This is a genomic window from Pelagicoccus albus (assembly GCF_014230145.1).
GTDB classification, from domain to species: Bacteria; Verrucomicrobiota; Verrucomicrobiia; order Opitutales; family Opitutaceae; genus Pelagicoccus; species Pelagicoccus albus.
In genome coordinates this window covers 132,258-154,259 of record NZ_JACHVC010000008.1, presented here as the reverse complement: position 1 = coordinate 154,259, position 22,002 = coordinate 132,258, and the positions used below count along the sequence as shown (strand labels likewise).

The 22,002-nt window shown below is 54.0% G+C and carries 18 protein-coding genes; 14 read left to right on the top strand and 4 right to left on the bottom strand.

Going from position 1 to position 22,002, the window contains the following annotated elements; translation table 11 throughout:
* Nucleotides 1-204: 204 nt before the first annotated feature.
* The gene (gene aspS / locus H5P27_RS09080) at nucleotides 205-2,007 is read right to left on the bottom strand and encodes an aspartate--tRNA ligase (protein ID WP_185660088.1); all 1,803 of its coding nucleotides are present in this window, start codon (nucleotides 2,005-2,007) and stop codon (nucleotides 205-207) included.
* 142 nt (nucleotides 2,008-2,149) lie between these two features.
* Here aspS and H5P27_RS09075 point away from each other — a divergent pair, with 142 nt between their 5' ends.
* The 4 genes from H5P27_RS09075 to lspA all read left to right on the top strand — a co-directional run bounded on the left by H5P27_RS09075 (nucleotide 2,150) and on the right by lspA (nucleotide 6,791).
* Nucleotides 2,150-2,464 carry a hypothetical protein gene (locus H5P27_RS09075; RefSeq protein ID WP_185660087.1) on the top strand — a complete coding sequence of 105 codons (315 nt, stop codon included), beginning with the start codon at nucleotides 2,150-2,152 and terminating at the stop codon, nucleotides 2,462-2,464.
* Between the two features lie 112 nt (nucleotides 2,465-2,576).
* Nucleotides 2,577-5,363: an isoleucine--tRNA ligase gene (gene ileS / locus H5P27_RS09070; protein WP_185660086.1), complete on the top strand. Its 2,787-nt coding sequence runs from the start codon at nucleotides 2,577-2,579 to the stop codon at nucleotides 5,361-5,363.
* A gap of 6 nt (nucleotides 5,364-5,369) precedes the next feature.
* Nucleotides 5,370-6,155, top strand: coding sequence for a TraR/DksA family transcriptional regulator (locus H5P27_RS09065; RefSeq protein WP_185660085.1), 786 nt, complete (start codon nucleotides 5,370-5,372; stop codon nucleotides 6,153-6,155).
* A 12-nt stretch (nucleotides 6,156-6,167) separates the two neighbouring features.
* A complete protein-coding gene (lspA, locus tag H5P27_RS09060) occupies nucleotides 6,168-6,791 on the top strand; it encodes a signal peptidase II (protein ID WP_185660084.1) in 624 nt (207 codons plus the stop codon).
* 34 nt (nucleotides 6,792-6,825) lie between these two features.
* Here lspA and H5P27_RS09055 read toward each other — a convergent pair whose 3' ends face one another.
* The 3 genes from H5P27_RS09055 to H5P27_RS09045 all read right to left on the bottom strand — a co-directional run bounded on the left by H5P27_RS09055 (nucleotide 6,826) and on the right by H5P27_RS09045 (nucleotide 10,638).
* Nucleotides 6,826-7,698, bottom strand: a complete 873-nt coding sequence (locus tag H5P27_RS09055) for a YicC/YloC family endoribonuclease (protein WP_185660083.1) — start codon at nucleotides 7,696-7,698, stop codon at nucleotides 6,826-6,828.
* A gap of 18 nt (nucleotides 7,699-7,716) precedes the next feature.
* Entirely contained in the window at nucleotides 7,717-8,940 is a 1,224-nt protein-coding gene (trpB, locus tag H5P27_RS09050; protein WP_185660082.1) for a tryptophan synthase subunit beta, read from the bottom strand.
* Nucleotides 8,941-9,015: 75 nt separating this feature from the next.
* Entirely contained in the window at nucleotides 9,016-10,638 is a 1,623-nt protein-coding gene (locus H5P27_RS09045) for a sigma-54-dependent Fis family transcriptional regulator (RefSeq protein WP_185660081.1), read from the bottom strand.
* Nucleotides 10,639-11,028: 390 nt separating this feature from the next.
* Between H5P27_RS09045 and nifH the strand changes: the two genes are divergently transcribed.
* From nifH to H5P27_RS08995, 10 genes are all read left to right on the top strand, one after another.
* On the top strand, nucleotides 11,029-11,853 hold the full coding sequence (gene nifH / locus H5P27_RS09040) for a nitrogenase iron protein (RefSeq protein ID WP_185660179.1): 825 nt from the start codon (nucleotides 11,029-11,031) through the stop codon (nucleotides 11,851-11,853).
* Nucleotides 11,854-12,040: 187 nt separating this feature from the next.
* Entirely contained in the window at nucleotides 12,041-13,705 is a 1,665-nt protein-coding gene (gene nifD, locus H5P27_RS09035; RefSeq protein ID WP_246462584.1) for a nitrogenase molybdenum-iron protein alpha chain, read from the top strand.
* Nucleotides 13,706-13,744: 39 nt separating this feature from the next.
* Nucleotides 13,745-15,118, top strand: coding sequence for a nitrogenase molybdenum-iron protein subunit beta (nifK, locus tag H5P27_RS09030; protein ID WP_185660080.1), 1,374 nt, complete (start codon nucleotides 13,745-13,747; stop codon nucleotides 15,116-15,118).
* A gap of 118 nt (nucleotides 15,119-15,236) precedes the next feature.
* Nucleotides 15,237-15,731 carry a ferritin gene (locus H5P27_RS09025; RefSeq protein ID WP_185660079.1) on the top strand — a complete coding sequence of 165 codons (495 nt, stop codon included), beginning with the start codon at nucleotides 15,237-15,239 and terminating at the stop codon, nucleotides 15,729-15,731.
* 60 nt (nucleotides 15,732-15,791) lie between these two features.
* A complete protein-coding gene (gene nifE / locus H5P27_RS09020) occupies nucleotides 15,792-17,183 on the top strand; it encodes a nitrogenase iron-molybdenum cofactor biosynthesis protein NifE (RefSeq protein ID WP_185660078.1) in 1,392 nt (463 codons plus the stop codon).
* Between the two features lie 15 nt (nucleotides 17,184-17,198).
* A complete protein-coding gene (locus H5P27_RS09015) occupies nucleotides 17,199-18,593 on the top strand; it encodes a nitrogenase component 1 (RefSeq protein WP_185660077.1) in 1,395 nt (464 codons plus the stop codon).
* Nucleotides 18,594-18,605: 12 nt separating this feature from the next.
* Nucleotides 18,606-19,922: a radical SAM protein gene (locus tag H5P27_RS09010; RefSeq protein WP_185660076.1), complete on the top strand. Its 1,317-nt coding sequence runs from the start codon at nucleotides 18,606-18,608 to the stop codon at nucleotides 19,920-19,922.
* A 50-nt stretch (nucleotides 19,923-19,972) separates the two neighbouring features.
* Entirely contained in the window at nucleotides 19,973-20,281 is a 309-nt protein-coding gene (locus H5P27_RS09005) for a (2Fe-2S) ferredoxin domain-containing protein (protein ID WP_185660075.1), read from the top strand.
* A gap of 26 nt (nucleotides 20,282-20,307) precedes the next feature.
* A complete protein-coding gene (locus tag H5P27_RS09000; RefSeq protein ID WP_185660074.1) occupies nucleotides 20,308-21,432 on the top strand; it encodes a homocitrate synthase/isopropylmalate synthase family protein in 1,125 nt (374 codons plus the stop codon).
* A gap of 96 nt (nucleotides 21,433-21,528) precedes the next feature.
* The gene (locus tag H5P27_RS08995; RefSeq protein ID WP_185660073.1) at nucleotides 21,529-21,987 is read left to right on the top strand and encodes a flavodoxin domain-containing protein; all 459 of its coding nucleotides are present in this window, start codon (nucleotides 21,529-21,531) and stop codon (nucleotides 21,985-21,987) included.
* Nucleotides 21,988-22,002 lie beyond the last annotated feature (15 nt).

Below are 22,002 nucleotides of genomic sequence, written 5' to 3'. Positions count from 1 at the left end.
GCTTTCAAACGTTAAGAAATCGTAAGCGAACTGCTTGGGTCTATGAATATTATTTATAGAAACACCCATTGTTCAGGATTTAATTACGCGCTCCAAACAAGTGGGCGCTCAAATGTAACCGGACAAAAAAAGAGCCGCTCGAAAATGAGCGGCCCTCCATGAAATAAGGTCTTAATTCAATAGCTCCAACGGGGGCTAGATCCGTCAATCCTCATCGGAAAGAACGGTTGTATCGATGTGCAAATCCTTGAGCTGCTTCTCGGTGACCGGCGTTGGGCTATCGGTCATCAAACACTGCCCCTTTTGAGTCTTCGGGAAGGCGATTACGTCACGAATGCTACTCAATCCAGCCAAGATCATGACGAGGCGGTCCAAGCCGAAAGCGATGCCGCCGTGCGGCGGAGCTCCGTACTTGAAGGCTTCCAACATATAGCCAAAGCGCTCCTTGACCACATCCTCAGGAATCTTGAGTACATCCTCGAAAACCTTCTTTTGCACTGCGGTCTGGTGGATACGGATCGAACCGCCACCCAATTCGACACCATTGAGCACCAAGTCGTAGTGCTGGCCGCGAACACGCTTCGGATCGCTATCGAGATACTGCACGTCCTCAGGGACTGGAGCCGTGAATGGATGGTGCGTAGCCGCGAAGCCACCACGTTCCTCGTCGTAAGACATGAGAGGGAATTCAATCACCCACAGGAAGTTGAACTGATCGGGAGCAATTTCCAAACGTCCACGCTTCTTGAGCAAATCACCACAGAGCAAACGGGTGCGTCCCAGGATCGCGCAAGCCTGCTCCCACTCGGAGGCCGCGAAGAAAACGATATCACCCTCTTCGAGCTCGAGACGCTCGCTGAGAGCTGCCTTCTCTTCATCCGAGAAGAACTTTACGATCGGAGACTTCCACTCGCCCTCGGCACCTACCTTGATGAAAGCCAAGCCTTTCGCTCCGAGCGATTTGGCAGTCTCTTCGAGATTCTTCATCTCGCCCTGAGTGACGTCAGCCAAAGTCGGTGCCTTGAAAGCCTTGACGACTCCGCCCTTAGCCACCGTTGCCTGGAATACCTTGAAAGAGGAATTGGCAAAGGTTTCGGAGAAATCCTGAATCTCGAGCCCGAAACGTGTATCCGGTTTGTCCACACCGAAGCGGTTCATCGCATCGTAGAAAGACATACGGGCGAACGGAGTCGGCAAATCAACATCCAGAACGTCCTTCCAGATTTGCTTCATCAAACCTTCGATCAGCTCGTACATGTCCTCGCGATCGATGAAGGAGAGCTCGATATCTAGCTGGGTGAACTCCATCTGGCGGTCCGCGCGCAAGTCCTCGTCGCGGAAGCAACGCGCGACCTGGTAGTAGCGCTCCACACCCGCCACCATGAGCATCTGCTTAAATTGCTGCGGAGACTGAGGAAGGGCGTAGAATTCGCCTGGGTTGATACGGCTAGGCACCAAATACTCGCGAGCCCCTTCCGGAGTGCTCTTAAAAAGAATCGGCGTTTCCACGTCCACGAAACCATTGGTATCCATGTAGTCGCGGATGGAACGCGAAGTCGCGTGACGAAGACGAACCACCTTGTTCATCTTGTTGCGACGCAAGTCTAGGTAACGGTAGCGCAAGCGCATGTCCTCGTTGACCTTGTCGCCCTTCTCATCGTCGATCGGGAATGGCGGAGTCTCGGAGATGTTATGAACAACCACTTCCTTGACCTGCACCTCGATCTCGCCAGTTGGCATCTTCGGGTTAGTGGTACCTTCAGCTCTCGCTTCCACTTCGCCGTGAAACTCGACTACGGACTCCGGCTTGAGGCTGTTGATGGCCGCATTGAAATTCGCGTCATCGCTATTCGGATTGGCCTTCACCTGAGTCAGGCCTTCGCGGTCTCTTAGGTCGATAAAGAGAATGCCGCCGTGATCGCGGATGGAGTCCACCCAGCCGATCAGCGCTACCGATTTTCCAACGTCGCCGGAGCGAAGTTGGCCGCAATGATGTGTTCGTTTCATAGCTCTTGGAAAAAAGGGCAGCACATTGGGCAAATCCCCCCCTAGAAAGCAAACCCATTCTCCGATCGCCCGAAAAAGGCAAAATGGCGCGCTTCAGGCTGAGTAGGCGGCGAAGCGTTAACCCGGAATAGATTACCGCCTTATGATCATCATTTTCAGAGACGAGCTCCTCAATCCTCCGACATGGTTTTCATCTTTCAGAGATCTTACGCTGATCTGCAGCCTAAGGCTCCAAACCAACATCCTGATCGAAAGCGATCAAGTCGACCTCTACTACAGCTGGCTCAAAGCTCGAGGCGGGATGGATTTCATCGACGACTTTGTCGCCCCGGGTACAGAGGACGGCCTGCACCTCGACATAGAGCCAAATTACGCTCCCTCCATCGTCATCGACCGGATTGTGCCGGAAAACACCCATCAACTCTACCAAAGCATCCGAACCGCAGTCGGATTTTAAACGTGCCGCAAATCTGCCAAAACCTACCAGTTTCCCTCCAACAAATCGATTTTCGTCAATCCTTGACACGCGCGACCCCTTGGCCAGTATCCGCGCATTCCTAAAAACGGGCATGTCGGATAACTATAAAGATACCCTGAATCTTCCCAAAACAGCCTTCCCTATGAGGGCCAACCTCGGCAAGCGGGAACCCGCTCGAGTCGAACACTGGGACAAGATTGGACTGTACGGGAAACTGCAGGACAAGAACGCGGGCAAACCTACTTTCCTCCTGCATGACGGTCCTCCGTTTACAAATGGCGAGCTCCACCTCGGGCATGCCCTGAACAAAACCTTGAAGGAGATCGTTCTCCGCTACAAGGCCGCCCAAGGATTCAGCACGCCCTACATTCCTGGCTGGGACTGCCACGGACTCCCCATCGAACACAAGGTCACCAAGGAACTGCAGGCGGAAGGTAAAGACCTCCCGACTGCCGAACTTCGCGACAAGTGCGACGCCTTTTCCGAACACTGGATCGACGTGCAACGCTCTCAGTTCAAGCGCCTTGGCGTCTTGGGAGACTGGGAAAACGAGTACAAAACCAAAAATCCAGCCTACGAAGCGGAGATCCTCCGCACCCTAGCCTCTTTCGTGGAGCAGGACCTCGTCTATCGCAGCAAAAAGCCTGTCTACTGGTCGATCCCCTGCGCTACCGCACTGGCGGAAGCCGAAATCGAGTACAAGGAACACACAAGTCCCTCGATCTGGGTCGCCTTCGATATCGCCGAAAAAGCTAAGTTCGGCATCGAAAAACCACTTTCCATCGTCATCTGGACCACCACGCCTTGGACGATTCCCGCTAACCTCGCGGTCGCAGTACACCCTCGCCTCACTTACGCATTCGTCGATACCGGCGAAAAAGTGCACATCGTCGCCAAGGATTTGGCTGAAAAGTTCGCCGAGGACCTGGGTCTCGAAGACTGGAAGATAGTGCACGAGGTTCGCGGCGAGGAGCTAGAAGGCGAACAGCCCCAGCACCCGTTCATCGATCGTCCCAGCCCAGTGGTTCTCGCCGAGTACGTCACCACAGAATCCGGAACAGGCTGCGTCCATACCGCCCCGGGTCATGGTCAAGAAGACTACATGACAGGTCTCAAGTACGGCTTGGATGTCTATTGTCCAGTCAACGACGAGGGTAAGTACGCCGACGACGGGCAAATTCCTGAATTTCTAGTTGGCGAATCCGTACTTGAAGAAAAAGGCTGGGTCCCCGCCAACGGCAAGGTGCTCAAGGCTCTCGATGAAGCGGGCGCCCTTCTTAAGAAGAAAAACATCAAGCACAGCTACCCGCACTGCTGGCGCTCCAAGACCCCAGTCATTTTCAGAGCGGTCGATCAATGGTTCGTAGCCATCGACAAGAATGGCACCCGCCAAAACGCCATTTCCGCCATCGAAAAGGTGAAATGGATCCCAGATTGGGGCCAAAAGCGTATCACCGCCAACGTCGAAGCCCGCCCTGACTGGTGCATCAGCCGCCAACGCTCATGGGGCGTGCCGATTCCCGCCTTTTACGACGAAGAAGGCGAAGCCTACATGGACGCCGGCGTGATCAAAGCGATTGCCGACAAGGTTTCCACAGCTGGTACGAACCTCTGGTATACTTCTAGCGTTGAGGAACTCCTAGAGGGAGTCGACCTCCCGGAATCCTGGAAAGGCAAAACCCTAAAGGCGGGAACCGACACCCTAGACGTCTGGATCGACTCTGGCTCCAGCCATTTCGCGGTGCTGAAGGCACGCGAGGAGCTGAAATGGCCTTGTGATCTTTACCTCGAAGGCAGCGACCAGCATCGCGGATGGTTCCAATCATCCCTCTGGACCGGTGTCATCCGAGCTGGCGGAGCTCCCTATAAGAGCATCCTCACCCACGGCTTCCTAGTGAACCAAGACGGATCTAAGCTCTCCAAGAGCGATGGAGCCATGACCTTGATGCACTACATGAACAAGTTCGGCTCCGACGTAGTTCGCCTCTGGGTGGCTTCTACCGACTTCAGAAACGATATCGGGATTTCGGAGCAAATCCTTGGAGGAGTGGGAGATGCATACCGTCTCTTCCGCAATACCTTCCGCTTCCAGCTCTCGAATCTTTACGACTTCGATTTCGAAAAGGATGCCCTGCAAATCGAAGAGCTCCACGAACTGGATCGTTGGGCGGTACACAAGGTCGGCGAGCTCGCTGAAGCGACTGAGAAAGCCTACGACAACTACGAGTTTCACAAGGTCTACCAGCTCTGCAACCACTTCGCCTCAGTCACCCTTTCCTCGCTGTACCACGACATCCTAAAGGATAGACTGTACACCTTGGCGGCCGACGCTCCACTAAGACGCTCGTCACAGACTGCCATCTACCACATCTTCAAGACGCTGGTGCGCATCATGGGCCCAATCATCCCGTTCACTACGGATGAAGCTTGGTCCTATTTCACCACAGGTGAAGACTTCAGCGAAGACTCGCTTGTCCTGCAGGATTGGCCTTCGGAAGCCAAAAGCTGGCAGAGCGCTAAGCTTGCGGAAGACTTCGTAGCCTTGTTCGCATTCCGCGATCAGGTTAACGAAAAACTGGAGGCCCTTCGCTCCGCGGGCGAAATCGGACGCTCCCTTGATGCGTTTGTCACCCTTTCGGGCGATGCGAAGAGCGAAAGTTTTCTCCTTCTGGAGCGCTATACACATTTTCTCGAAGAACTACTCATCGTTTCGGAGGTCAAACTCGTCGCCAACTCAAGTGCCGAGGTCGAGATCTCTGCGGAAAAAGCAAGCGGAGGCCGCTGCCCTCGCTGCTGGAGATGGGAATCCAAACTTAACAACGGAACCGACAACGAGCACACATGCTCACGCTGCGACCAAGCCTTAATAAAAGCCTGATTACACATGCCTGATAAGAAGACACCTGCTAAAAAAGCGGCCAAGAAAGTAGCCTCTAAGACTCCAGCAAAAGCAGCAAAAAAGAACGGAAAAAAGTCAGCAGCCGCTAGCGGCTTCTCTCTAGACGACGCCCTCGCGATTGCCAGCACTCGCGGCGAAGACGAAGCGAAGGAGAGAGCCGACATCGCAGCCAAGGAAAAAGCCCGCAAAGCGATCGAAGAAGCGGAGGCCAAAAAGCAAAAGCAAAGCTTTGGGGCCGCATCGCTCGCTGATATCTTGGGTTACAACCCCGCAGCTCCCGCTGCCAAGACCAAGAAACGCGACGCTTCCGACGTTCCCGCCAAGTACAAGAAATTCTACGACCTGCTCGTTCAGCTACGCGACCACGTTAAGCACGGACTTAGCGCTCACACGGAAGAAACACTCAAGCGCTCCAGCAAGGACGATGCGGGTGACCTTTCAGGATACAGCCAGCACATGGCCGACGCGGGTACCGACACCTTCGACCGCGACTTCGCCTTGAGCATGGTTTCATCCGAGCAAGATGCGCTTCAGGAAATCGAAGCTGCCATCGATCGCATTTTCGACGGTACCTACGGTTTCTGCGAAATGACCGGCAAACAGATTCGTGATGAGCGACTCATGGCCGTACCGTTCACTCGCTACTCCATGAAGACCCAAGAGCAAATCGAGAAGAACACCTTCCGCACACGCGCTCAATCTGGTGGAGTTTTCGCCGACGCCTCATCCGAGGATTCACTCAACTACGGATCGGACGACGACGACAACTAAACCACGCACCGCGTGTCAAAGTTTTCCAAATACAGGCTGCTGCTCACCTTGGCAGCAGCCGTTTTGCTTCTAGACCAAGCCACTAAACTCTGGGTAGTAAACACGCTCCCCTACGAGGGAGCCTTCTTCCCGCCTGAGAGCATAGAAGTCATACCGGGCTTCTTCAACATCGTCTGGGTCACCAATACCGGAGCAGCGTGGTCCATGTTTTCCGGCCACATCTGGCCACTCACCGCGGTCGGATTCCTAGCCCTCGGCCTTCTCTTCTTTTTCCGAAAGGCCCTAGAGCTTCATCTGCCAAAAATCCAGCTGAGCTACGGACTTATCATTGGCGGAATCATCGGAAACATGATCGATCGGATTCGTATTCAGAAAGTCATAGATTTCCTAGATTTCCATTATGGGGATTACTACTTCCCCAGTTTTAACATCGCCGACTCAGGAATCACGGTAGGAGTGGCTTTGTATATAATCTTCTCTTTTCGATCCAACGAAAAGACACCAGAGGAAATCCAGAAGGAAAACGAAGAAGCGGTATTCAACGCAGCAGAGAATAGCGGCGATGAAGCCGAGAGCAGTGACTCTCTTGAGGAGAACGCCCCATCAAACCCTCTGAAACAAGAGGACAAAGCCTAGGTTTCAACGAATCGTATTCGTCTTTTCGCGACGACTATTCGACGTTAGCAACCTGCTCGCGTATCCGCTCAAGCTCGTTCTTCAATTCTAGCACCAAGCGCGACACTTCAATCGAGGTAGCCTTGCTTCCACTGGTGTTTATCTCTCGACCGACCTCTTGCAGAAGAAACTCCAGTGGACGTCCGACAGGCTCACCCTTATTGATAAGCTCAACGAACTGTTCCAAGTGGCTGTCGAGTCGGGTAATCTCTTCGGAGATATCGCAACGATCTGCAAAAAGGGCGATCTCCCGCAAAACGCGGTCGTCATTGATATCGACCTCCAAACCTCCTTGTTCCAAGCGAGCCAAAAGATTCTCACGATACTTGTCCACCATGCCAGGAGCTTGCTCCCGTACTTGATCCACTAAGGATTTCAGGGTTTGACCACGTGATTCGAGATCTGCCTTCAGGGCCTCGCCTTCTTTTTCACGCATAGTCACCAACTCCTGCAAAGCGGTATCCACAGCTTGAAACAAAAGTGCCTCCGCCGTTTTCTCTGGAAGACCCGCATCCTCTTTCTCTAGCAGCCGCGACACCTGCACAAGTAGGTCCGCATCTACTACGAAACTAGCCCCATGCCGCTCTGCGATCGACTTGAGACGCTCCAAGACCGAATCGATCTGCTCGTCGGTAGGCAGGCCGACGCTGCTGCTACCTTGCTGGCGAACGTCTAAAGAAAACTGGAAACGTCCACGAGCCGCGACCGCTCGAACCTTCTCCTGCACCTTGCGTTCAAGCTGCTGAAGTTCTTTGGGCAGCGAGCATACCACTTCCAAATTCTTACGGTTGACCGAGCTTACGCGTAGCGAAACAACTACCCCGTCCTTTGCCACTTCGCAGCGGCCAAATCCTGTCATGCTATTCATGATACGATTGCCAGAAAACTAAACATCAGCGCCAAGCATTTGGGCAACTTGGCTCACATCCTTATCTCCACGGCCACTTAGACTCATCACGATGATCTTATCCTTATCCATTTCTGGAGCTCGTTTGAGTACGTAAGCGATCGCGTGGCTGGACTCCAAGGCAGGGATAATCCCTTCCGTGCGACTCAGCGTCTTGAAAGCCTCTAGCACAGCCTCGTCGGTTGCATAGGCGTAATCAATTCGTCCCGTGTCTCGATAATAGGCGTGCTCCGGTCCGATAGCTGCATAGTCGAGGCCCGCAGAGATAGAATGGGTCAACTCGATTTGCCCGTCCGGGTTCTGCAAAATGTAAGTCTTCGATCCTTGCAGCACTCCGAGGCGACCTCCCTCGAAACGGGCCGCATGCTCGCCGAGCTTGATGCCGCGACCCCCGGCTTCCACTCCCACCATGCGAATGCCCTCTTCATCGAGAAAATCATAGAATAGGCCGATAGCATTACTTCCGCCTCCCACACAAGCTACCAATTCGTCGGGGAGCCGGCCTTCCTTTTCCAGGATTTCCTTTCGAGTCTCCTCGCCGATTATCTTGTGAAAATCGCGCACCATCATGGGGTATGGGTGGGCGCCCAGGGCCGAACCTAAAATATAGTGCGTGTCGCGAACATTAGTCACCCAATCGCGCATCGCCTCGTTCACCGCGTCCTTCAGAGTCTTTTGTCCGCTTTCCACGCCACGAACTTCCGCTCCGCAAAGGCGCATCCGGAAAACGTTGAGCTTCTGCCGCTCCATGTCGACCGCCCCCATATAAACCACACACTCGAGTCCGAAACGGGCGCAAACGGTTGCAGTAGCCACCCCGTGTTGGCCGGCTCCCGTCTCCGCGATCACTCGTTTTTTGCCCATCCGTTTAGCCAGCAGAGCCTGCCCGATGGCGTTGTTGATCTTATGGGCTCCAGTATGCAGCAAGTCTTCCCGCTTCAGATAGATCTTAGCCCCGCCGAGTTCTTCGGTCAGCCTTTCAGCGTAGTACAAACCAGTGGGGCGTCCCGCGAATTCCTTGAGGTAAAAGGCTAGCTCCTTCTGAAACTCAGGATCCTTTTTGGCAGCCTCGTACTCTTTGGTCAGGTCCTCTAGTGCGGTGACAAGAGTTTCGGGAACATAACTTCCTCCAAACTGGCCAAAACGCCCGTGCTCGTCGGGCAAAGCTGACTTGTCGTTCTTGATCTCGGGGCTTGCGCTCATCCCCGCATCACAAGTCCGCCCTCATCGATCTGCAACTCGAAAAGGAGGTCCGGATAAGGGGCTGGCCGCAGGGCCTCAATTTTTGAAGCGAGCCAAGTCGATACCGTATTTCTTGACGCGAAGACCCGCTTTTCTCTCCGTGATGCCCAAGCGTCGGGCAGCTTCCGCCAAATTGCTCCCGGTCTCCTTCAGCGCATCCACGATCATTTCGCGCTCCAGAGCTTGCACCGCATCCTCCAAAGTCGCGACCTCGGACGATTCCGCCTTAGTTTTCTTCTGCAGCGTCGGTGGAAGATGGTGAGCCTTGATACTCTGCCCCTTCGCCAGCAGCACCGCGCGTTCGATACAATTCTCCAGCTCGCGGACGTTTCCGGCCCAGTGATAGCTCACCAGCATGTCTATGGCAGCAGAAGAGATGCGAGTCCGCTTCTGGCCCAGACGCTTCGAAAATTTATCGATAAAGTGATCGGCTAGCATGAGGATGTCGCATTTGCGCTCCCGCAACGGCGGCATGTAGATGGGAAAAACGTTTAAGCGGTAATAAAGGTCCTCACGGAAAGCCCCCTCTTCGATCATCTCTTCGAGGTTCCGACTGGTAGCTGCAACCACGCGCACATCGACGCGACGGGTCTCCTGGCTGCCAACTCGTTCGAACTCCCGTTCCTGAAGAACACGAAGGAGCTTAATCTGGGTGGATTGCGAAATGTCACCAATCTCATCCAAGAAAATAGTACCTCCGTCTGCGGCTTCGAAACGCCCTTTGCGCATGGCGAGCGCCCCGGTGAAGGCTCCCTTCTCATGACCGAAGAGCTCGCTCTCGATGATGGAGTCCGGCAAAGCGGCACAATTGAACTTCACAAACGGCTTCTTCTTGCGAGGGCTCTTTTCATGAAGCGCTTTCGCGACCAGCTCCTTGCCGGTGCCGCTTTCCCCACGAACCAAAACCGATGTCGAACTGTTGGCCACCTGCTCGATGTGGTAATAGACCGTTTTCATGATGCTGGAATTGCCGATCATGTTGTTTGGTCGAAAGCCATGGGCGATTTCCTCCTGCAGCCGCTCATTCTCCGCCCGTAAACTCTGAAGTTGCTCTGCGGCATCCCTTCGCACTCGAGCCGCCTGAGCGACGATCGAAGCGATCATAGTCAAAATTCGTACCGTCGACTCCCAGCCATTACCTGAATTCGAACACTCGATACTGAGAGCCCCGATGACTTCGTCATCCGTACGTAGCGGTACGCTTACCAGACCGATCCCCTGCGCAATAAGCAGCGGTTCAAGAACGTGGCTCTCTATATCCTTATCCTTAGTCCACTCCTCCAGTTTCGGGACGATCACCGGATCGCCCTTCTCCATAGTCCGCACTACGATGGGACGGATGAACTGCAAATAGATGTCCGGCGATACGTCGTCCTGCAGTCCCACGGCCTCCGCTAAAAGAAATCCGCCTGTATCACGATTTCGGATAGCGATACTTCCACGGTTCAATCCCAGGAAACTGCGCAACCGATTCAAAGCCGGACGGATGATATCCCCTAAGTCTAAACTTTTTTCGAGTGTCTGACTAACGGAAAACAATAAGCCGAGCTCCTGCACCGATCGGCAGTTTATTCCGTTAGCTGTATTTAGCAAAGCGAGGGGCGGGCCTTCTTTGGCCAGGGAACACGATCCAACGCTACAACTTGCATGCTCGTTCATGCCCCTAGACAAGCTGGAAGAGTGCCTAAAATAGGGAATGCTATAATTAGAGCAGCGAGTTCAGCAAATGTTAAGTTTAGCTAAATTCTACATTAGAATTCCTTAAGTCCAGCGATCCTACAAAAAGGTAGGAATCGGTCCTACATCCGACGTTTATGTAGGATTTTCGGGACGCTTTGGGGGGGCGAAAACAGGGCCTTAAATTCAGTAAAATCTATTTTAAATATTTTATTCCCCTGATTGTCAGTACTTTACAAGCACCCAAAAACGAGCTGGCACAAGACGTGATTAGGTTGGGGCAGACATCACTTCATCCTCAACTCAAACGAAAGACAAAACATGTCAGCAACATTGGAAGCACCGACCTCGGAAAAAACAGCGGTTAAAAAGATGCGCAAGATCGCTATCTACGGCAAGGGGGGTATTGGAAAATCCACTACCACTCAAAACACCGTAGCTGCTCTCGCAGAAATGGGCAAAAAGATCATGGTCGTAGGCTGTGATCCGAAGGCAGACTCCACTCGCCTCCTCCTAGGTGGCCTAGCTCAACGTTCAGTTCTTGATACGCTCCGCGAAGAAGGCGAAGACGTTGAACTCGAAGATATCCGCAGCGAAGGATTCAGCAACTCTCTCTGCGTAGAGTCTGGCGGTCCTGAGCCAGGAGTTGGCTGTGCCGGTCGCGGTATCATCACCTCCATCAACATGCTCGAGCAACTCGGAGCATACGACGAAGAGCAAGAGCTCGACTACGTATTCTACGATGTACTCGGTGACGTTGTTTGCGGTGGATTCGCAATGCCAATCCGCGAAGGTAAAGCGGAAGAAATCTACATCGTTTGCTCCGGCGAAATGATGGCGATGTACGCTGCCAACAACATTTGTAAGGGTATCATGAAGTTCGCCGAAACGGGTGTTGTACGCCTCGGTGGCCTCATCTGCAACAGCCGTAACGTTGACCGCGAACGCGACCTCATCGAAGAGTTCGCCCGCCGCCTCGGCACTCAGATGGTTCACTTCGTACCTCGCGACAACGACGTTCAACGCGCCGAGATCAACCGCAAGACGGTTATCGACTGGAACAAGGACGTCAACCAAGCCAACGAGTACCGCACTCTCGCGAAGAACATCGATAAGAACGAAATGACCGTCATCCCAACTCCGCTCGAGATCGAAGAACTCGAAGCGTTGCTCATGGAATACGGCCTCTTCAACTAAGTTTTCAAAGCTCAGTATCAGATCGGATCCACCACGGACGGCGGCGCCCTGCCGCCGTCCCCCATCCGCCGCGCAGCATTATTATAGAAGCCGCGCCTCTCATCCCAAGTACCTACGCGCTGCGATATATCTCGCAATAAGTCTCATATCGTCGCCGCAAACTGAATACAATTAGCCTTCAATTACCATGTCAGACGAAATTGCAAATAACGACTCTCCCATGGGCTCCGGACCAAGCGCCGAAGAGACCCGCGAGCAAATGCTCGAGATTTATCCCAAGAAGACCAGACGCAAGCGCGCTAAGCAAATGCTGGTCAACAAGACTCCGGAAACTCCGGAGGCCATCGGCGCCAACAGCCGTACCGTACCAGGTATCATAACACAGCGCGGATGTTCTTACGCCGGTTGTAAAGGTGTGGTCATCGGTCCTATCTACGACATCTTGCACATCACTCACGGCCCTATCGGTTGCGGTTGGTACAGCTGGCTCTCTCGCCGCAATATGAGCAAAATCCGCCACCCGGAGGAAACAAACTACCTCCAGTACTCCATGTCTACCGACATGCAGGAAGACCACATCGTCTTCGGCGGAGAGAAGCAGCTCAAGCAGGCCATCCAAGAAGCCTACGACGAATTCAAGCCCAAAGCTATCAGCGTCTACGCCACTTGCCCTGTCGGTCTCATCGGTGACGACATCCACTCGGTTTGCCGCGAAATGAAGGAAAAGCTTGGCATCAACATCTTCGGTTTCTCTTGTGAAGGCTACAAGGGAGTCAGCCAATCTGCCGGTCACCACATCGCGAACAACGGTGTATTCAAAAACATGATCGGACTCGACGACACTCCAGTCGAAGCCAAGTACAAGATCAACGTCCTCGGTGAATACAATATCGGCGGTGACGCCTGGGAAATCGACCGTATCCTACGCCTATGTGGTATCCACATCATCGGTACTCTATCCGGTGGAGTAAGCTACGACGAAATCTGTAACTGTCACCAGGCCGACTTAAACGTGGTGATGTGCCACCGCTCCATCAACTACATGGCGGAGATGATGGAAACCAAGTTCGGTATGCCTTGGTTCAAGGTTAACTTCATAGGTATCGAAGGTACCAAGAAGTCTCTCCGCAAGATCGCACAGTACTTCGACGAAAAAGAACTAACCGACCGCGTAGAGGAAGTAATCGCCATGGAAATGGCGGACGTCCGCCCCGTTATTGAAGACGTGCGCCAGCGCACCGAAGGCAAAAAAGCCGCCCTCTTCGTGGGTGGCAGCCGTGCCCACCACTACCAGGACCTGTTCTCCGACATGGGAATGACCACCATCGCCGCTGGTTACGAGTTCGCTCACCGCGACGACTACGAAGGTCGCGACGTTCTCCCAAGCATCAAGATCGATGCTGACAGCCGTAACATTGAAGAGCTCCACATCGAAGCCGATCCCGAACGCTTCAACCTCCGCAAGACCAAGGAGCGCAAAGTCGCTCTGGAAGAGAGCGGTTTCGAGTTCAGCGACTACGAAGGCATGATGCGCCAGATGGCCAAGGATACTTTGGTTATCGACGACATCTCTGCTCACGAGCTCGAAAAGCTTATCGAACTGCACAAGCCAGATGTCATCGGCTCCGGTATCAAGGACAAGTATGTTATCGAGAAGATGGGAATCCCCTGTAAGCAGCTCCACTCCTACGACTACGGAGGACCATACGCTGGCTTCAAGGGAGCGATCAACTTCTTCAAGGAAATCGATCGCATGATCTCCACCAAGGTTTGGAAGCTCACCCGTGCGCCTTGGAAGGACGACAGCGAAGAACAAAGCGCGGCAGCGGCAGAGCCAGCCACCGTATCTTAGCCGAAACTCACAATCATTAACGCTTAAGAGGATTTAACCATGTTAGAAGGAACCACAGCAGAAATCCGGGAACGCAAAGCGCTCCGCATAAATCCGGCTAAGACATGCCAGCCAATTGGTGCCATGTACGCCGCACTCGGTATCCACAAATGCATGCCGCACTCGCACGGCTCCCAGGGTTGCTGCGCCTACCACCGCAGTCACCTCACCCGCCACCACAAGGAACCAATCGTAGCCACCACCAGCTCCTTCACGGAAGGCGCCTCGGTATTCGGCGGATTGGCCAACCTTAAGACAGCGCTGGAGAATATCTTCACGATCTACGAACCAGACATCGTATCCGTTCACACCACTTGCTTGTCCGAAGTTATTGGTGACGACATTCCGATGATCATCAAGAAGTCGGAAGAGAGTGGCATCATCCCAGAGGGGAAACTCGTCATCCACGCAAATACTCCTAGCTTCGTAGGCAGCCACGTTACCGGATTCTCCGCTCAGTGCGCCGCTTTCGTAGACTACCTCGCAGAGTCTACTGGAGCTAAGAAAAACGTCATCAACCTCTTCCCAGGTTGGGTCGAGCCAGCTGATATGCGAGAAATCAAGCGCCTCGCCGAAATGCTCGGAGTCGAGTACATCATGGCTCCAGATACCTCGGACGTTTTGGACTCCGCTCTCGAAGGCGAATACCAGATGTATCCAGACGGCGGTACAACGATTCCTCAGCTTAAGGCTATGGGCGACAGCATGGCTACTCTAGCCCTCGGGCCTATGGCCAGCACCCTCGCTGCCGACAAGCTTAAGAAGAAGTGCGGCGTAGAGAACAAGGTTCTTGAACTGCCAATCGGTATCGGAGGCACGGACGCATTCGTAAACGCTATGCGTATCGCCGGAGATGTTACAGTCCCTCGCGAACTTGAAAAGGAACGCGGTCGCCTCGTCGACATGGTTAGCGACATGTCCCAGTACTTGCACCGCAAGAAGGTTGCGATCTTCGGAGATCCTGACCACGTCACCGCTATGGTTAAGTTCCTCGTAGAAGTGGGAATGGAACCAGCAATCGTAGTGACTGGCACCAAGGGCAAGAAGTGGGTCGCTAAGATCAAGGAAATCTGCAGCGAAGTGAACCCAGACGTAGAAGTGGCCGCCTTCAGCGACATCCACTACCTACACCAGTGGATCAAGGGCAACCCAGTCGATCTGCTCATGGGTAACACTTACGGAAAGTACGTCGCCAAGAGCGAAAAGCTCCCGTTCGTCCGCTTCGGATTCCCAATCCTCGACCGCGTAGGACACCGTGCGTTCCCACTCATTGGATACACAGGTGGCATGCGCCTGATCGAGAAGATCACCGATGCATTCTTCGACAAGCGCGATCGCGAAGACGCCGACGAAGACATCGAACTAGTACTCTGAGGTTAGGTTATCGGTAGATGGGCGGGACCAGATCTATCCCGCCCATTTTCCGGGCCTCAGCCCGACAAAGCCCCGAATACCCAAACCCAAGTCCAAAAGAACCATCCTTTCCCTTTTAATGAAACCCGAAATATCCAAAGCCTTAAACGATCAGGCCAATCACGAACTCCTCGCTGCCCACGCGTACGAAGCCATGTCCCTATGGTGCGCCTGGAAGGACTATCCAGGATTCGCCAGCTTCTTCTCCGATCAGGCAGGAGAGGAACGCGAGCACGCTGGAAAATTCCTCACTCACCTTCTGGAGCGTGGAGAAAAGCCAGGCCTCACCGGCATCGAGACTCCTAAGCCAGATTTCACCAGCTTGTCAGAGATCGCTGAATACGCGTTGAAGCTCGAGAAGACCAATTCCGAGAAGATCGAAGCCTGCTACGAGTTGGCCTTGGAACTTAAAGACTACGCATCCCAGCCAATGCTGCTCGAACTCATTACCGAGCAGATCGAAGAAGAAGCTTGGGGCAACCAAATGGTAACGCTCACCAAACGGGCCGAATGCCCAGGAGCTGCCTTCAGCCTCGACCGTCACATCAAAAAAATCCTAAGCCCCGCCGAATAACCCCACCCACATCGCCCGCTCAACAACTTGCCAAACAATACAGATCCAAAGGTCCAGACCATGAAAGAAATCGATTCCGCGAAGCAAATCCAAGTATTGGAAGATCGCTCCGATCAAGTTTGGACCAAAGGATCAGGCAAGGCGTTTGTCTGCGATAAGAAGAGCTCCGCAGGCTCTGTCACACAAAGAGCCTGCGCCTTCTGCGGATCGAGAGTGGTGCTCTATCCAATCGCGGATGCCCTCCACATCGTACACGGCCCTATCGGCTGCGCCGTCTACAACTGGGATATCCGCGGTTCCCTTTCCTCCGGTTCACAACTCAACCGGAACAGCTTCTCCACCGACCTCGCTGAAAAGGAAGTCATCTTCGGAGGAGAGAAGAAACTCGAGGCCTCGCTCATCGAGCTCATCGAGTACTACAGCCCGAAAGCGGCCTTCGTATACTCTACTTGTATCGTGGGCCTCATCGGCGACGACGTAGAAGCGATCTGTAAGAAGGTCACCAAGAAGACAGGCATCGAGTGCATACCCGTTGACTCTCCAGGCTTCAAAGGAACCAAAAAGACCGGCTACCAAGCAGCATGCGAAGCGGCATACCGTTTGGTCGGTACAGGCGACACGTCCTCAATTGGCAAATACAGTGTCAACCTCATGGGCGAATTCAACATCGCCGGAGAGGCCTGGATGATCCGTAAGTACTTCGAACGCATGGGAGTCGAAGTGGTCGCTACCATCACTGGAGACGGCAGAGTTGATGACTTACGTCGCTGCCACGGAGCGGCGTTGAATCTGGTTCAGTGCTCCGGCTCCATGACGCACCTGGCCAAGCTTTTGAAAGACGAGCATGGCATTCCCATGGAACGCGTTTCCTTCTTCGGATTCGAAGACACCGCTCGCGCCCTCTACGCCACTGCCGAACATTTCGGCGATCCGGAATTGATGCGGAAAGCGGAAGAAGTCGTCGCCGAAGAGATTTCGAAATTCGCCCCGCAACTCAAAAAGTACCGCAAGCAACTCAAAGGGAAAAAAGCCGCCCTCTACGTGGGAGGAGCCTTTAAGGCCTTCTCGCTGGTACTTGCCTTAAGAGCTTTGGGAATGAAAACCGTACTGGCCGGCACCCAGACTGGCAGCGCCGAAGACTACGAGCAACTGCAAGAGATCTGCGACCCAGGCACCGTAATCGTAGACGATTCCAACCCGCTCGAATTGGCCAAGTTCGTTCTGGAAAAGGAAGTCGACCTCTTCATCGGCGGCGTCAAGGAGCGGCCCATCGCCTATAAGCTGGGAGTCGCCTTCTGCGATCACAACCACGAGCGCAAGATCCCGCTGGCCGGCTTCGAGGGAATGCTCCACTTCGCGGACGAAGTAGCGCGCAGTGCCCTCTCCCCTATCTGGAAGTTCGCTCCACGCCACGAGATGCGGGCCCTGAATCTGAACAACGTGAAATCCTGATCCAACCACTACGCCATGAATCCTGACAACACCACAGCGAACGGAACCCCAGCCGAAGGTCCACTTCCCGCCTCTGCCACCCGAAACGCTTGCAAGCTTTGCAGCCCGCTCGGAGCAGCCATGGTTTTCAAAGGAATCCGTTCCTGCCTCCCCTTTCTCCACGGTAGCCAAGGTTGCGCTACTTACATCCGCCGCTACATGATCAGCCATTTCCGCGAGCCGGTAGACATCGCTTCATCCAGCTTTAGCGAGGACGATGCGATTTTCGGCGGAGCACGGAACTTCGAGATTGGTATCGAAAACGTCATTACCCAATACGAGCCGGAGCTCATCGGTGTGGCGACAACCTGCCTCTCCGAAACGATCGGAGATAACATGCTTGGAATGATCAAGACCTATCAGGACAAGCATGATGGCGACGGTCCTCCACTCGTCCACGTATCCACTCCAGCGTACACCGGTACACATAGCGACGGGTACTACGCGGCGATCGATCAATTGGTTAGAAACTTCGCCGCCCCCATGAAGGCATCCATCCCTGGTTTGGTAAATATTCTGCCAGCCATGATGTCCTGTGCCGACCTTCGACACCTGCGTGAGCTTTGCGGCATGTATCAGCTCACTCCGACGATTCTTCCCGACTACAGCGCCACCTTGGAAGGCGGAAGCTGGGGCGAGTACCACAGGATTTCACCAGGCGGCACTTCGCTCGAAGAGATCGAAGAAATGGGATCTGCAGTGGCGACCCTAGAAATCGGCCATACTCGCGCTTACTTGAAGGATACGCCAGCTGGCTATCTCGAAGAAACGAGCGGCGTAAAAAAGCACTCGCTCGGATGGCCTTTAGGTATCCGCCATAGCGATCAGCTAGTCGCCTCTCTCGGTCAAATCTCTGGCAACAAGATGCCGGAAATCCTGAAGGACGAAAGAGCCCGCCTCATCGATGCCTACGCCGACGCCCACAAGTACATTTCCGGCAAGACCGCCGCAGTATTCGGCGAGCCCGACCTGGTTATCGCTCAAGCAGCCTTCCTCAGCGAAATCGGAGTTCGCCCCATCATCTGCGCCACTGGAGCGAAGATAAAGAACTGGGAGAAACTGCTCGCCAGCGAGATCGAAGGTGGCCTCGCCGATGTAGATGCTCTCTGCGGAGCGGACCACGCGAAGATCGCCGAGAAGGCCCGCGAAAGAAAGCCGGACCTAATTCTTGGATCGAGCAAAGGCTACCAGCTAGCCCGCGAACTTTCCGTTCCCCTCTTGAGAGTGGGATTCCCAATACACGACCGCTTTGGCGGACAGAGAATTTTGCAAGTCGGCTACCGTGGCACTCTCGCCGCATTTGACCGAGTCGTTAACGCCCTGCTCGAAACCAAGCAGGACACATCAGAAACCGGATACAGCTATCTCTAACACTAGAACGCCATGACGCCAGAAAACGTAACACCACCGAAGCCGAACGAGATCAATCTCGACAATCACCCTTGTTTCAACCGCGAAGCCTGTTCTTCGCACGGCCGTATCCATCTGCCGGTTGCTCCGAAGTGCAACATCCAGTGCAATTACTGCAACCGGGATTTTGACTGCGTCAACGAAAGCCGTCCAGGCGTCACTTCCACAATCCTATCTCCCGGTCAGGCTCTGGTCTATCTGGAAAAAATCATGGAAAAGCGAGACGACATAGCAGTGGTCGGAATCGCCGGTCCGGGAGATCCTTTTGCAAACCCAAATGAGACCATGGAAACATTCCGCCTCGTCCGCGAACGTTTCCCTAGCATGATCCTCTGCCTCTCCACTAACGGACTGGGTCTCACCGAAGAATACGTGAAGGAGTTGGCCGAGCTACAGGTCAGTCACGTAACAATCACCATGAACGGCGTTGATCCCAAAATCGCCGGACAAGTTTACGCTTGGGCACGCCACGACAAGCGGATCTTCCGCCACGAAAAAGCGGGCGCCTTGATGATTGAAAAGCAACTACAAGCAGTTAGCTGGATCAAGAAATACGGAATGATCGCCAAGGTGAACTCTATCATCGTTCCGGGAGTCAATGACGAGCACTTGGAGGAGATTGCCAAAACAGTCTCCAGTATGGGAGCGGACATCATGAACTGCATCCCGCTCCTTCCTACCAAGGACACAGTATTCGAAAACTATCCCGAGCCAGATGCCAAGATGCGCTTCGCCGCTCGTATCAAGTGTGGCGAATACATGAACCAGATGACACACTGCGCTCGCTGCCGCGCCGACGCAATCGGCAAGCTTAGCGAACCGATGGCGGACGACGTACACGAGCTCATCCAGAGCTGTTCCAGACTGCCCATCAATCCGAAGCAAGATCGCCCCTACGTCGCGGTTGCCACTCGCGAAGGCATGCTCGTCAACCAGCACCTAGGCGAAGCCAGAAACTTCACCATCTTCAAAGTGGACCCAGAAGACGAAGAGGAATTCATCGCCTTCGAAAAGCGGGACGCTCCACCTCTGGGTGGTCGCGACGACCGTTGGGCGGATCTTGCGGTAACGTTGAAGGATTGCCGGGCGGTCCTAGTGAATGCAGCGGGGATGGCTCCCAAGGAGGCCCTTAAGGCAGCCGGTATCCAAGTCATCGAAATGGCTGGAATGATCGACGCCGGACTAAGCCACCTCTTCCACGGCGAAGAGCTCCCTCCAAGTCTCAAAAGAGAGTTCAAGAGCTGCGGCAAGGGCGTTACCTGCGGCGGCGACGGAACAGGCTGCGGCTGAACGCAGAGAACAGTTTAACCATTAGGAATTAAAAAAACGAATACGTTGAAATGAATAAGCCAGACCATCACCTCTTCATCTGCGGCAGTGCCCGCGCAACCGGCGAACTCAAAGGCGTTTGCTGCAACAAGGACTCCGTAGCCCTTCTTTCCTACGCTCAAGGCGAAGTCCAGGACCGCATGCTAGACGGCGTGGAAATTTCCATGACCGGATGCCTCAACATGTGTACACGCGGTCCTGTAGTCATCGACTACCCAAGCGGCAGATACTATGAAAAGGCTACCGAGGAGCTTATCGACGAAATCCTCGACGCCATCGAGGAAGGTGAGGTTTGCGAGACAAACCTCATCTCCGACTAAGAAGAACCCCAAACTCGCATCCCGCCATGTATCAGAAAATACCTTACCTTATCGATACAACGCTTCGCGACGGCGAACAAGCGGCAGGCGTTGCCTTTTCTCTCACCGAAAAGCAAACCATTGCCACCCTGCTCAGCCAAGCGGGCATCCCTGAGATCGAGGTCGGCATTCCGGCCATGGGGGATAGCGAGATTGAACACATTAAAGCGATTTCGGATCTCAATCTCCGAACTCGTATCCTCACTTGGGGTCGTGCCAATCGACACGACCTCAAAGCGGCGACCCGCACAGGAGCCAACGGATTCCACTTCTCGCTTCCAGCCAGCCCAGTTCACATGCGGATCTGGAAAAAGGACGAGAAGTGGGTTCTCCGCACCATGGCTCAGCTAGCCAAGGAAGCCGCCAACAATTTCGAGTACTTTAGCGTCGGCGCACAGGACGCCTCCCGGGCCGATCGCGATTTCCTCAAGCTCTTTATCGACGCCGCCCAGGTCATTGGAGCAAAGCGTGTCAGATTTGCAGATACGACTGGACGACTCAACCCGATCGAAACCCTAGATCTCTTCTGCGACCTCTCAAAGAACACATCCATCGAGATCGAATTCCACGCCCATAATGATCTAGGCATGGCCACTGCCAATACAGTAGCTGCTCTCATGGGAGGAGCCTCTTGCGCGAGTGTTACCGTCAACGGCTTGGGAGAGAGAGCAGGCAACGCTCCGCTCGAGGAAGTTTCCATGGCCCTCAAGCATTCGACTAACATCGATATGCCGCTCGATTCCTCTTTTTACTACAAGCTGAGCGATTTCGTAGCGGAAGCATCAAACCGTCGCCTCTCTTGGAATAAAGCGGTTACAGGGCCGGGAGCTCACAGCCACGAATCCGGGATCCACTGCAACGGATTGCTCCGCAACGCCGAGAGCTACGAAACGATTTCTCCAGAAGAAATTGGTCGCGAACGCCCCGACTTCGTCATCGGCCGCCACTCCGGTTCGGCAGCAGTGATTTCTGCCGCTCACCGACTAGGTCACGAAATAAGCAATCGTTTCGCTGAGAAACTACTTCCGCAAATCCGCCAAGTCGCGGAAAGCCAAGGGCGTGGACTTACCACCGAAGAATTCGCCCAGCTCCTCGACCTTCAAACGTCCTAATTTTCCAACTACGGCCGTATCACAGCCAATCCCTTACTCCCGCAAGCCTAGCGGGCAAAACATCACTCTAAGATTAGATCTAACCTCGCGAATCAAATGAAACTCACAGTCATCTACGGAACCGAAACTGGAAATTGCAAAGGCGTCGCCGCAAAGGTAGCGAAGAAAGCAGAAAAGAATGGAGTCGAGATCGAAGTACTCGATTTCGCCGACTACGACGTCGATCAACTCGCCTCTATCGACAATCCTCTCCTGATCATCATCTCCACCTGGGATGACGGAGCTCCTCCACCAAAGTGCGTCGAGTCCTTCAACAAGCTGATGGCACGCGAGGAAGCGCTAACCAATCTCCACTATACTGTACTTGCCTTGGGCGATACCGAGTACCCGCTCTTCTGCGAATGCGGAAAGCAAGTCGACGCCAAGCTCTCTGAACTCGGAGCCACTAAACTGCTCGAGCGTACCGACCTCGGATCCGAGTTCATGGTTACCTACATCGGTTGGTCTAAGCGTTTCTGGAAAACGCTCGCCGGAGTTTTCGGCAAAACCGCCTAGTCCCTACCCTGTCGG

Coding starts and splice junctions, on each gene's coding strand:
- aspS (WP_185660088.1), bottom strand. CDS start 2,007: ATGAAACGAACACATCATTGCGGCCAACTTCGCTCCGGCGACGTTGGA.
- H5P27_RS09075 (WP_185660087.1), top strand. CDS start 2,150: ATGATCATCATTTTCAGAGACGAGCTCCTCAATCCTCCGACATGGTTT.
- ileS (WP_185660086.1), top strand. CDS start 2,577: ATGTCGGATAACTATAAAGATACCCTGAATCTTCCCAAAACAGCCTTC.
- H5P27_RS09065 (WP_185660085.1), top strand. CDS start 5,370: ATGCCTGATAAGAAGACACCTGCTAAAAAAGCGGCCAAGAAAGTAGCC.
- H5P27_RS09055 (WP_185660083.1), bottom strand. CDS start 7,698: ATGAATAGCATGACAGGATTTGGCCGCTGCGAAGTGGCAAAGGACGGG.
- trpB (WP_185660082.1), bottom strand. CDS start 8,940: ATGAGCGCAAGCCCCGAGATCAAGAACGACAAGTCAGCTTTGCCCGAC.
- H5P27_RS09045 (WP_185660081.1), bottom strand. CDS start 10,638: ATGAACGAGCATGCAAGTTGTAGCGTTGGATCGTGTTCCCTGGCCAAA.
- nifH (WP_185660179.1), top strand. CDS start 11,029: ATGCGCAAGATCGCTATCTACGGCAAGGGGGGTATTGGAAAATCCACT.
- nifD (WP_246462584.1), top strand. CDS start 12,041: ATGTCAGACGAAATTGCAAATAACGACTCTCCCATGGGCTCCGGACCA.
- nifK (WP_185660080.1), top strand. CDS start 13,745: ATGTTAGAAGGAACCACAGCAGAAATCCGGGAACGCAAAGCGCTCCGC.
- H5P27_RS09025 (WP_185660079.1), top strand. CDS start 15,237: ATGAAACCCGAAATATCCAAAGCCTTAAACGATCAGGCCAATCACGAA.
- nifE (WP_185660078.1), top strand. CDS start 15,792: ATGAAAGAAATCGATTCCGCGAAGCAAATCCAAGTATTGGAAGATCGC.
- H5P27_RS09015 (WP_185660077.1), top strand. CDS start 17,199: ATGAATCCTGACAACACCACAGCGAACGGAACCCCAGCCGAAGGTCCA.
- H5P27_RS09010 (WP_185660076.1), top strand. CDS start 18,606: ATGACGCCAGAAAACGTAACACCACCGAAGCCGAACGAGATCAATCTC.
- H5P27_RS09005 (WP_185660075.1), top strand. CDS start 19,973: ATGAATAAGCCAGACCATCACCTCTTCATCTGCGGCAGTGCCCGCGCA.
- H5P27_RS09000 (WP_185660074.1), top strand. CDS start 20,308: ATGTATCAGAAAATACCTTACCTTATCGATACAACGCTTCGCGACGGC.
- H5P27_RS08995 (WP_185660073.1), top strand. CDS start 21,529: ATGAAACTCACAGTCATCTACGGAACCGAAACTGGAAATTGCAAAGGC.